Raw genomic sequence first — 12,046 nt, forward strand, 5'->3', positions numbered from 1 at the left:
GGGCTCCGGGGAAGCCGGGAGCACACCCCACCCCTGTTCCAGTGGAGCGAAAACCGGCCTCCTCCAAGCGGAAGCGCACGCGAACCAGTTTGCGGCACCTGCGGATATTTCCTGCAAGCCGATTATTTTTCGGGAAAGTCAGCAACAAGATCTATAATGTTACTGTTCGTTGATTACGTTCCGCCCCTCAACCCCATATCTGTGCTTTCCAGTTTAGCCTCCGGAAACACCAAAAGCAAACGATCATTGAACATCCGAAAAAAAGTCTGCGAAAAACCGCCACCTTCTGCTTCCGCATACCATCAGGAACCGTGTCGTCGTGCACAGTACGAGAGCTGGAGATAAAACGCCGCCCCGCATTCTGATCCTGCCGCCGGGAGACAGCAGTGAACTTCACGTTCTCCCGTTCACGATGCCCATTCCAAAAGCAGCCTGTATTGGAATTGTTCCTGCCGTGCTTCGAGAATAAATAAACATCGGCGCCTTCGATCCGGGACTTCTAGGAAGGATGCCTTTGAACTTATGTTTTAATGCCGAAAGAAACGTCGAATCAGTGGAGGCGGTCGGCGGTGAATCCCCGGAATATTCGTGGAGATGCCCCCGGGTGCGGGACCAGCCCGTGGAGTAGACGGGCAATGAGGTTTCGAGGGCGGGAAAGATGGCAAAGCCTGCTGATAATGCTTACCAAATGCTGGTTATTATTGTGTTATGCGATACGAGGCGGCATTCGGGCGTCGAGCCCCCGGGGCTTCCATGGCCGGGCGGCCCTCAAGCCCGGATTCAGAGGGCGCCAAGCGTCGGCCTTCAAATGAGCGGGTTCATCGGTGAAGCCGGTTCCATGTACGGGTGTCGACGGCGTTGGGTCGAGGGAGCCCGGCATCCCGGGAGGAGGAAAAATGAGGATGGTTTCGAAATCAATCGTATGGTTTCTGATCGTCGCGGGGGGAGCGGCGTTGTTCGCATGGCAAGGCTGGTACAACGTGGCCGCCAACGTCCCGCATTGGGATGCGACCGTCACGGCGATCGAGCTGATCCGAGACCGATCGATAGAGGCGCACAGCCGCGGGATTTCCGTCCCGGCGCTCGATGATGCCCGGCTGGTCTCTGACGGAGCGCGCACCTACGACGAAGTCTGCCGTTACTGCCATGGAGCGCCCGGAGTGCCGAGCGCGGTTTTTGCGCAGGGACTCTACCCGGCTCCCGCCAACCTGGCCTCCGATGCATTTCGGCGGGATTTCAAGGAAGCCCGGGTATTCTGGGTCATCAAGAACGGGATCAAGATGACCGGGATGCCCGCCTTCGGCTCCTTTTTCGAAGACGTGGAGCTCTGGGCTGCGGTGGCGTTCGTGAAGCGTTTACCCGGTATCGGAGCTGAAGAATACCGGAGCATGACCGCGAAAACGGACAAAGCGGGGCCGTGACAGGTTGTGTGGTTGCGGGACGGTATGTGGGAGGTTTTTCCCTGTTATTGAACGGAAGGCGGTAAAAAGGGACGGTGCTGCGGAGGCCGCAGGCGGTCACGGCACCAGGCTTGCCTGGTGCCGTGACCGCTGAGCCATGTTCGCAACTGCGCCGCATTTATTCCCCGGCGGCTATCTACGGGCATTCATGTCTTCTCTCCGGGTGCGGAGTCCCGCTAGAGGGCGCCGGATTGAAGGATCATCCCGCCTTCTCCCACGGCCATGAAGGTTTTCCCGTTCGTGCTGTTGCCGTAAGCGATTCCATACAGCTTCTTCGTGGTGCCTGATTTCCTGAAGGTCCACGTTGCGCCGTCCGGTGTCGTGAGGATTTGCCCCAATGTGCCGACGGCGGCGAAAACATCACCTCCGCCGTAGCTGATTCCCGTGAAATCGAAGCTGCCCGTAAAATCCTGCAGAGCCCTTTGTCTCCAACCGAATACCGGGCTTGCTTGCGTCGATACGACGATCTTCACGCTCGGGCCTACGACGACGAAGCGGTTGCCGCCGAAGTCAACGCCCGAAAACCCCGTGGTCGGGGATTGAGGAATGATGGGGGCATAGGACATGGTCCAGTAGATCCCGTCCGGCGAGTCGAGAATGGTGCGGGTATAAGGATTGTAATTGCCCACCATGACGAAAGTGTCCCTCCCGTAGGACACGCTCTTCGTATCGAAGCAGGTTTCGAGGAGGTAATAGTACCAGGACGTTCCGTCGGTCGATCTGACGACCACCCCGTCCTCGCCGCCGGCCACGAAGACGTTGTCGCCAAGAGTTATACCGTTCAGGGCCGTGCCGCTGGGGAGCTCAATCTGCCAGGAAAAACCGGGAGGCTTGACGAACGTTTGCTCGGTCCAGGTGTCGCCGTTCGTTGAGGTGAAAACGCCCGCCTTGTTGGCAGAAGTCGCACCAACCGCGACAAACCGGCCGTGGCCGTAGATGACCCCATTGAGCCAGCCCGCTCCCGGGATGGTCTTGATATCCCATGTGCTGCCGTTCGAGGAGGTGAGAACCGTGGCGCTTTCACCAACAACGACGTACCTGACCTGTCCGTTGACCGTTCCTCGGGCTATCGCCTTGATGGTCTTGTATGTTCCCGTGGAGCGGATGATCCAGGAATCCTTCGCGGGATTGTAACAGAGAATGGTTGCGAAAGTCCCCGCGGCGACCATAGTGCCGTCAGGCTTTGCGGTTATTGTCAGAAGCGAGTACGGAATGTTCGAGGTCTTGGAAGACCATGAGGAGGCGTCGGCTGAAGTGAGAATCTTGCCCCCGCTTCCTACTGTGACATAGGTGCTTTGAACATAGGTGATCCCCCTGAGCGCATTGGTGACGCCGCTGTTCCTCTTGGTCCATGTCGTGCGGTCCGGCGAGGTCAGAACGGTCCCGTTTTCACCCACCGCCACATACATGCCGCCGCCATAGGTCACTCCGTAGAGACAATGGGTGCTGATCGACGAAGGAGTGCGGCTGGTCCATGTACTGCCGGTTGGTGAAGTCAGGATCTTGCCGCCCTGGCCGACGGTGATGAATTGGCCGTCGCCGTAAGCCACGGCGTATAGATAGCTGCTGGTGCCTGAAGTTCTCGACGTCCATGTCCCTCCGTTCGGCGATGTGAGTATTTTCCCGCTCGAACCCACCGCCACGAAAAGCCCCGCAGCAGAGCTGTAGGTGACGGCAAAAAGCGGCCCGGTGAAGTTCGAGGTTCGCGATACCCAGGTTGTTCCGTCCGCGGAAGAGACGATTTTTCCCCGGGAGCCCACGGCAACGAAAGTTCCGTTTCCATAGGCGATCCCATACAGGGAAAATGATGTTCCCGAATCCCTTTCGACCCATGCCCGCGAATCCGTCGACGTCAGGATTTGGCCGCCCCAGCCCACCGCGACGTAAATGTTTTCGGCATACACGACCCCGTTGACAAAATTGGATGCCGCCGAGGGCCTTTCAGTCCACGACGCGCCGTCCGCCGAGGTCATCAGTTTGCCGTCGGAACCGACGACGATGAAGGTCTTTTTGAAGAACGTGATACCGTTGAGCACGTTGTTCGAAGTGTTAGCCGACGGATACCCCAGAACCCCCGAAGACCATTTGACCCAGTTTTCGGTCTTGGATGGAGCAGTGAACACAGTGCCCGAACCGTTTATCGCAACGAAGGTGGGACCGGTGTTGATGGAACCGAAGGCCACTGCCTTGAGGGTCGAAGTGTCCTGCGGATCGTTCCAACTCCAGCTCGTGCCGGTGGAGTTCGAAACAAGGATGGTTGTGTCGGAACACTGGGAACCGACGACCATGAACTGACCGTCCCCGTAGGTGACTCCGAAAAAGCTCTGGGTGGCGCTGCCGTATACCTCGGTCCAGGTTGTCCCGTTCGTGGATCTCAGGATCACCGGGTGGGTTGTACCGGACACCGCGCTGCCCACGGCGATGAAAACGCCGTTACCGAAAGCCACCGCATTGAGCTGGCTGCCGGTCCCGGAAACCTGGTAGTTCCAGTTGATCCCATCCGTGGAGGATAGGATTCTCCCGGACTTGCCCACGGCGACAAACCTTGCCGACGAGCTGCCGGACCCTTTGCCGAAAGCGACTCCGCGAAGGCCGTCCACATCCGAATATCCCTCGATGGAAACTCTCCAGGAGACCCCCGCGTTGGTTGACCTCACGATGGTGCCCTTGTCGCCCACGGCGACCCATCTGTTGTTTCCATATGCCGCCTGATAGAGGGTGTCGCTGGTTCTCGAATCCCTCGTGGTCCAATTGTAACCGTCGGTGGAGGTGATGATCCTTCCGCCCACACCAACCGCGGTGCAGGCAGATGAACTGCACGAGACCCCGTTGAGGTGGTTGCCGAGCTCCGGCAAGGGATTTCTCAAGCGCCAGGTGTCCAATGGGCTTGCACCGGTGGCCGGCTGCGGAAGAAAAACGAGAAGCGCGACGAATAGAAGCAATACAACTTGAGCGACTCGACGAACGTTCATAAATCCCCCCTTGATTCTTGTCGGCGCCTGAGCACCCGCTGCGCATTTCAGGATGCCATTCCGTGTCGTGTTAGGGCCACAAGGTTTTCACGACGGACCTCTTCCGATTCCGCACGCGGCAAGCCGCCTCTCCATGTGCCGCCGTTGCCTTGTCCTTGATTGACGATCCGGACTGACGGGCTTGAAAGAAAACAGGCACAGAATCCGCCCCACGACCCTAAGATTTTGATAAGCAATTAAAGAATTAGCAAATAGCGAGCCATAAATAAAATTAATGAAAATTAATATTTGGGGATCTGCGGCAGGCCTTCATTTCATCCGTTCTGCACTGACCTTTCGGAACTCTCTATGCATCGAGTATATATTGGCAAAATATCCATAAATAAATTCCTGGTTGCGGAAATCGCCCGCATCATTCCAGCCGATGCCTTTCAATGCGATCCGCCCCGACGGCGACGATTGACCGCGGGACCCCAGAACCGGCCGCCGTAGCCGGCTCCCTCGATCTTGTCTTCTCCCTTCCCCCTCGACCTTCGGCCGCCGGCTTTCCGGTCGGCCGGCGCCCCTTCGAGCGTTCCGGCGTCATTGTCCTGCCAGCGCCACGCGATGCCTTCCATCTCGTCATATTCGGCCAGGCCCGCGCGCCAGAGCCGGGTGAAGAAACCCGCGCGCATCCATCTGGTGAAATGGGCGTGGACGGCGCTGGGGCTGCCGAAGCGTGCTCCGGGGAGCGATTTCCAGCGGCAACCCGTGCGGAGAACGTACAAAACAGCTTCGAGGATTTTTCGCGGCGGCAGCGGTTTCCTGCCCCCTCCCGGTTTTCGCCGGTAGCTCCTTTCCGGGTCTCGTTCGGGCCTCGGAATCAAAGGCTCCACCTTTTCCCAGAAGGCATCGGACAGTTGCCGAGACGATATTTCAGCCATGTTCCTCCTCCGGATCCGCTGAATGGAAGATGCCTGGAGAGTATGGCATATTCCGTAAACAAAATCTCGATTATTTAAGGATAAGTTTCGATCTGAGACATTGATGGAAAATCATGAAGATCTTCAGTATCAATGGAGGCGGGTCAGACAAAAAACGGCACAAAAGTGACATTATTTGTCATATGGTCGCGGAGGAGCAGGGGGCATGCAGCTCTCGTCAATGACATGACGGGCGGGCACGGGCGATTCCCGGAAGGCAGGTATTCACACCGCTGGAATTCCTGTCCCGGAGCTTCCCGCATGGGCTCGTTCGGGCAGGACGGGTTTTCGCCATGTGCTTTGTCCCGTCGGATACATTAAATCCGTTTAAGGGGCTTCGAACGGGCAACGCAAGGGCCCGGAACGTTCCAAGAGCGTGCCCGGCCTTCCCGGTGTCGGCCCCTTTGCCGCGCGCGACTTCCCGACGGTTGTCGCTCTTCCTGTATCCGCGTGGCCCACCGGCCGGGGCGAATGGCTCCCGTGCCCCCGGCGAAGGCCGGAGGCACGGGAGACGATGAAGACCCGGACTCCCGATTGTGCGGCAATGAGGGCGACGGTCGGCGTTTTTAAGCGAGAGTCCATCATGCACGGCGTTCCATGGAAATGACGCTTGTCCGGTTTCGGCACCGACGGGGGGACCCGGGGCGAGGGCGCCGCTTATGGAAGCAACGCTTCAGGCCCATCGCGCTCGATTGCCTTCATTGACCGGCGGCAATCATCATCCAAGCTGCTTTGCCTCGGCTTCGCTCAGTGCCGCTCGAGCTTTGGCGAGCTCCGCGTAGAGCTTTTCGACCTTGGGCAGGTTCTTTCGCAGCAGGGCCTTGAGGATATCGCCTTCGAGCTCGGCGACTTCCAGGCGCAGGTAATAGTCCATGGTCTCCTTGAGGTGCGCGATGACTATTTTTCCGGTCAGAAGCGGATGATTGTTGGTCACGTTGGCGTCTTTGAACCGTGTCCCATGCTCCAGCTCCACCTCGAGTCCCCTTCGGAAATCTTCGAGCGGCACGTCCATGCCTTCGCGGTTCACTTCCGCAAGGATTGTCCGGGCCTCCTCCGCGAGCACTCGACCGTCCGTGATTTCCGTCCAATCGCGAAGTTTCAGATCCCGGCAAATGCGCCTGACTTCCTCAATACTGACGTATTCCGGCAATTCCATACTTATTCCTCCGTTTTTCGGTTCAGGTGTTTTCTTCTCACGGCTTCGGGAAGACAGTGCGCGTCTTCTCCTCCCGTGGCTTGCTTCCGCCTCGTCTCAGGGACACGGTTCCCAGGATCCGCCTGGGCCACGTCATCGGACGTTTCTTTTTCCCCGCAAGATAACTCTGCCCCGTTGATCTGCAATGTCCGAGCGCCGCATTCCACAATCCCGTTGCCGGAGGACTCGGACCAATTGCCCGCCCCGGGGGATTCCAGCCGCTCTTCTCCTGCTTCATCGCACCTGCAACGATGCTCAGCCGCGCACGATGAAAGGCAGTCATTTCAAGTCCCATTACGTCCAAATTTAAGAATCGTTTCGCCATAATCAAAATGTATCGATCGGGACGACATGAAATATTCGGGGTCGTGCGGCGGCATGACGGGGTGAAGATGCGCCTGAATCGATCCCGGTTCACGGGCTCCGGTACGTGGGAGGGGGCATTCCGTCCGCGGGGATCGTGCCGTCACACGCCGAAATCGCGCGGCTTGTTTTTCTCCAGGGCTTAGTATAGATTACGTCAAAGTGGTTCGGTGCCTTTCAAACGTCATGACGTCTGTGTTTTCCGGAGCGACTCGGATGAGTGATCGGGACACCCCAGAGGATCTGTTGCGCCAGGAGATAGCCCGGTTGCGGGAACGCATCAGGCATTTGGAGCGCGCGGAATCCTCTGCCCGGCAGATGGAGAAGTTTCTCCGGGAGAGCCGACAGAGATTCAAACAGATCTTTTCCGCCTCACCCATTTGCATCGAGCTCTATGACGAGAACGGAATGCTGGTCAACGCCAACCGGGCCTGTCTGGAGATGTTCGGAGTGCCGGGGTTTTCGGCGGTCAAGCACTTTGATCTCTTTAAGGATCCCAATCTTCCGGAAGACGTCATTCGGTGTCTGCGTGAGGGCATGACGATGCGCTTGGAGGTGCCGTTCGATTTCAACCGGGTTCGGGAGCTGGAACTCTATCCCACCTCTAAGGAAGGGCTTGTTTACCTGGACGTGCTGATCGCCCCTCTCATCTCGGAGGAGGGCGGCAAGCCTTCGGGTTACCTGGCCCAGGTGCAGGACATCACCGAAAAACTCGGCATGATCCGGGAGCTCCAGGATAACGAAGCCCGCTTCCGCGGCATTATAGAAGACCAGACGGAACTGATCATCCGGTTTCAGCCCGATGGTCGACTCACGTTCGTGAACGACGCCTACTGTCGATATTTCGAAAGGAGCAAGGAGTTTTTTCTGGGCCGGAACTATCTCGGCAGCGTTCATTCAAAAGATCGACCGCTCCTCAAAAAGGTGCTCACGTCGCTGACCCGGTCGCACCCGGTGGAGATGGTGGAGCAGAGGTCGTTACGCTGCAACGAAAAGCTTTGCTGGCAGCAATGGAGCTACCGTGCCATTTTCGACGGCTCGGGCAAGTTGACGGAGTACCAGGCGGTGGGGAGGGACACTACCGACCGCAAGATGCTCGAAGAGATTTGGAAGAAATACGAGTTCATCGTCAATACCTCGGGGGACATCATGGTTTTGATCGCTCCGGATTACACCTACGAGGCGGTCAATACGGCGCTGTGCAAGGCTGTGGGAGCGGGCCGCGAGGAGATCGTCGGCCGCGGGCTGGGTGAAATCTGGGGGGAAGAGTATTTCAATGAAAACCGAGGCTACCTGGACCGTTGCTTCAAGGGGGAGGTTGTTCACTACGAGCTTTGGACACCCCACAAGGAGGAAGGGCCGAGGTTTTACGGCGTTTCCTGCTATCCCTATTACGGTCGTCGGGATCGGGTCACTCACGTGGTATCCGTGTGCCGCGACATGACCGACGCCCGGCTGGCCAAAGAAGCGCTGCAGAGGTCCGAGGAGAAATACCGCAGCATCTTCGAGCACGGGGTGATCGGCATTTTTCAGGCGACGCTGCAGGGAAAACACCTGAGTCTCAATCCTGCTTTCGCGCGCATGTTGGGCTACGAATCGCCGGAAGAGGTGATGCGGCTGGTCAGCAATATTGCCGAACAGGTGTACGCCGATCCCCGGCAGAGGACCGAGCTGCTGAAAAGGCTTGCTGAAGGGGGTGAACTGGTCAAGGTCGAGAGCGATCTGCTGCGCAAGAACGGCAAGAGCATCACGGTGAATCAAAATATCCGCCTGGTCCGGGATGAGAAGGGAAATCCCCTGTACCTGGAAGGCTTTATCGAGGACATCACGGAACGCAAGAAGCTCGAAATGGCGATCAAGGATTCGGAGCGGCAGCTCAAGTATCTTTCATCACGTTTGCTGACGGCACAGGAGGAGGAGCGGAAAAGAGTCGCCGCCGAGCTTCACGACAGCATCGGGCAGTCGCTTGCGGCAATCAAGTACGGAGTGGAAAACGCCGTGCGGTATGGAGCCTCCGCGGGGGAGGAGACGGTTTTTCACTCACTGGGTCTGTTGATTCCTATCATCCAGGGCGCCATCGAGGAGGCACGCAGGCTTTACATGGGGCTGAGGCCTTCGATGCTCGACGACCTGGGGGTCATCGTGACCATCGACTGGCTGTGCAAGGAATTTCGTCGAAACTATCCGGAAATGAGGATCAGTGAGCGTATCGAGCTTGAAGAGGACTGCATTCCGGAGTCTCTCAAAATCGTGATTTTCAGAGTCGTCGAGGAAGCTTTGAACAACATTTCAAGGCACAGCCGGGCCGAGGGCGTGGAGGTCGCGCTGTCGATCTCCGGGGGTGCGATTCGACTCGATGTTGCCGACGATGGCGTGGGCTTTGATCAGGACAGCCTTCATCATGCCGTTGAAAGCGAGAAAGGTTTCGGCCTCGCGGGAATGAGAGAAAGGGTGGCTCTCTCCGGCGGTTCCCTCAGTGTCAGCTCAATCCGCGGCAAAGGGACGACCGTCAGCGTTTCCTGGCCCGTGCCGGCATCCCTTGGAAAGGCGAAACCGCCCCGCCGGCACTGAAGCCCGTCGCTTTCCTTTCAAATCTACCGGCCGTCCGGCAGACGCTCCCGCGGGGGATTCCGCCCGGGAGCGCAGGCAGGCCCGACCGAACGCCGAGCATTTCCCGTTCAGACCCAGCCGCGCAGCCTGCATGCCTCGGCCACTCGGGCTACGGACACGAGGTAGGCTGCCTCGCGGAGAGGCACCTGGTTGCGCCGGCTCATTTCAAGGACGCTCCGGAACGCGTGAGTCATCTTGCTGTCGAGCCTCTGGTGCACCTCCTGGAGTTCCCAGTAGAAGTTGTAGGCGTTTTGCACCTGTTCGAAGTAGGAAACGGTCACGCCTCCGGCATTGGCCAGGAAGTCCGGCAGCACGACGATGCCCTTGGCGTCCAGGATCGCGTCGGCCTCGGGCGCGGTCGGTCCGTTGGCCAGTTCGCAGACCATCGGGCAGCGGAGCCGCGACGCATTGTCCCGGGTGATGGCGTTCTCGAGGGCCGCCGGGAACAGGACCGTCACATCCAACCCCAGCAGGTCGTCGTTGGTGATCGCGTCCGTGCCTGGGAATCCTTTGAGGGCTCCGGTCCTCGACTTGTGGTCGGCCAGCGCCCGGGCATCCATGCCCGCGGGGTTGACAACCCCGCCCTTGGAATCGGAAGCGGCCACCAGCTTCAAGCCGAGGATCTCTTCGCCCAGGAGGGCCGCGTGATGGCCCACGTTGCCAAAGCCCATGACGGCCATGGTTCCGCCCTTGAGCTCGATGCCGTAGGCCGCCGCGGCTTCCCTCGTGACGTAGATGCCCCCTCGCGCCGTGGCGTCGCTGCGTCCCTGGGAGCCTCCCAGCGGAATCGGCTTTCCGGTAATGACGCCGGGGTGATTCTCGCCCCGGATCGTTTCGTATTCATCCAGCATCCAGGCCATGATCTGGGGAGTCGTGTATACGTCGGGCGCCGGCACGTCCCTGCTGCCTCCGAGCGACCCGGCGACGGCGCGGATGTACGCGCGGGCGAGGCGTTCCTTTTCCGCTTCCGACAGCTCCTTGGGATTGCAGATGACGCCGCCCTTGCCGCCGCCGAGGGGAATGTCGACAACCGAGGTCTTCCATGTCATCCAGGCGGCCAAGGCCCTGACGGTGTCGATGGTCTCCTGCGGATGCCAGCGGATGCCCCCTTTGGCGGGCCCCCTGGCGGTGTTGTATTGAACCCTGAACGCGTGAAAGATCTTCGTTGATCCGTCGTCCATTCTGACCGGGAGCGTCACCTTGATTTCACGCATCGGCCAGCGCAACAGCTCGTGCGTCGCCGCGTCCAACCCGAGTCTTTCCGCGGCGTGATCCAGTTGCTGCTGGGCGATTCTGAACGGATTGAATGTTTCGTCCATGGCTGACTCCTGTTGTGACGGACCTTGAATTGGACTCCCGGACGACGGAGCGTCGCCCGTGGAAAAACGATCCCGCGATTCCGGCATTCTCGAGCTGCGTGACGATGCGGAGGAAGGAGGACCGGTGAGCGCTCCAACGGGGAAAAACCCGCAAGCGAGGCCCGGAGGCAACGAAACCTCCGGTTGCGCCGCATCCGAGGCGCTTCTAGCCCACAAGCCACACGGCCCGGTCCCTGGCTGCCTGCATGAGCTTGTTGCTCACGCGGCCCATGTCGAATTCCTGCACCGTTGACAAGCCCCTGCGTCCCACCACGATGGTTCCGAAGTTCATCCGCCCGGCCTCCTGGAGGAGCGTTCCCGCGCGGCTGAACACCTTCGAAAGGATCCTGGCGGAAATCCGGTCGGCGGGAATCCCCGCGGCAACCAGCTTCTCGGTCGCTTTGCGAAAGACCGGTCGAATCCGGTTTGTGGCTTCCTCGACGTGCTTCTCGCGGTACTCCTCCGTGAACACTTCCTCGACGTCCCCCTGACCGCTCGACACGGAACGGACGACATGAACGAGCGCGATCTTCGGAGCGCTCCCGCGAGTCATTTCAGCTACGTACTCCACGGCCGCCATGGAACCCTCGGATGAATCGAGACCGATGAGGATGCCGGTCTGCTCGGGTTTGCCGCCCACGAGCCAGACCGTGGTGCCGGTAAGCTTGAGCGCCAGTTTCTGGGCAACGCCACCCAGGGAAAGGTCCTGCACGGTGCTCAGGCCCCGTCTCCCCAGGATCACGGCGCTGTATCCTCGAAGCCCTTCCTTGCCGATGTCCCGCGCGATGCCTTCCCGGCGTTCCCGGATTTCAACCCTGACGGCTTCCCCGGGGAATCCCGCATCCACAAGAACCTGCCTGGAACGGTCCATAAAGTCGGAGATCTTTCTTTCCTGCTGCCTTTCCCATCCCCTGACCGTCTGGACCTTCTGGTGCCAAACGGGATCCTTTTCCAGGTCCCAGAAGGCTTCCGGGACCTTGCTGCTGATATGCAGCAACACCAGCTCGCAACGGGAAGCGGGCAGAATCCCGCTCACGTACCCGACGGTTTCGAACGACTGATAGGACCCGTCCACAACCAACAAGGCTCTCTTCTTCTGGTCGGCGCTCATTCTTCAACCTCGTTC

General features: G+C 59.2%; 7 protein-coding genes. 2 read left to right on the top strand and 5 right to left on the bottom strand.

The features are described from left to right. The first annotated feature begins 902 nt into the window (after positions 1-902). Complete coding sequence (locus SFUM_RS16745; protein ID WP_167321365.1) at positions 903-1,421, top strand: c-type cytochrome; 519 nt, start codon at positions 903-905, stop codon at positions 1,419-1,421. A 215-nt stretch (positions 1,422-1,636) separates the two neighbouring features. On the opposite strand, the gene SFUM_RS23595 is transcribed toward SFUM_RS16745, so the two are convergent. The 3 genes from SFUM_RS23595 to SFUM_RS16760 all read right to left on the bottom strand — a co-directional run bounded on the left by SFUM_RS23595 (position 1,637) and on the right by SFUM_RS16760 (position 6,550). Beyond that, positions 1,637-4,432: a beta propeller repeat protein gene (locus SFUM_RS23595; protein WP_011700037.1), complete on the bottom strand. Its 2,796-nt coding sequence runs from the start codon at positions 4,430-4,432 to the stop codon at positions 1,637-1,639. A gap of 431 nt (positions 4,433-4,863) precedes the next feature. Further along, positions 4,864-5,355 (bottom strand): transposase, encoded by a 492-nt coding sequence (locus SFUM_RS16755; RefSeq protein WP_011700038.1) that lies wholly within the window; start codon positions 5,353-5,355, stop codon positions 4,864-4,866. 757 nt (positions 5,356-6,112) lie between these two features. Then, a complete protein-coding gene (locus SFUM_RS16760) occupies positions 6,113-6,550 on the bottom strand; it encodes a DUF5661 family protein (protein ID WP_011700039.1) in 438 nt (145 codons plus the stop codon). 618 nt (positions 6,551-7,168) lie between these two features. Here SFUM_RS16760 and SFUM_RS16770 point away from each other — a divergent pair. Continuing rightward, positions 7,169-9,523 (top strand): PAS domain-containing sensor histidine kinase, encoded by a 2,355-nt coding sequence (locus SFUM_RS16770; protein WP_011700041.1) that lies wholly within the window; start codon positions 7,169-7,171, stop codon positions 9,521-9,523. Positions 9,524-9,630: 107 nt separating this feature from the next. On the opposite strand, the gene SFUM_RS16775 is transcribed toward SFUM_RS16770, so the two are convergent. After that, a complete protein-coding gene (locus SFUM_RS16775) occupies positions 9,631-10,881 on the bottom strand; it encodes a Glu/Leu/Phe/Val family dehydrogenase (RefSeq protein WP_011700042.1) in 1,251 nt (416 codons plus the stop codon). A 205-nt stretch (positions 10,882-11,086) separates the two neighbouring features. After that, entirely contained in the window at positions 11,087-12,031 is a 945-nt protein-coding gene (locus tag SFUM_RS16780; RefSeq protein WP_011700043.1) for a universal stress protein, read from the bottom strand. Positions 12,032-12,046: the final 15 nt, after the last annotated feature.

Source organism: Syntrophobacter fumaroxidans MPOB (assembly GCF_000014965.1).
In the GTDB taxonomy this organism is placed as follows: Bacteria; Desulfobacterota; Syntrophobacteria; order Syntrophobacterales; family Syntrophobacteraceae; genus Syntrophobacter; species Syntrophobacter fumaroxidans.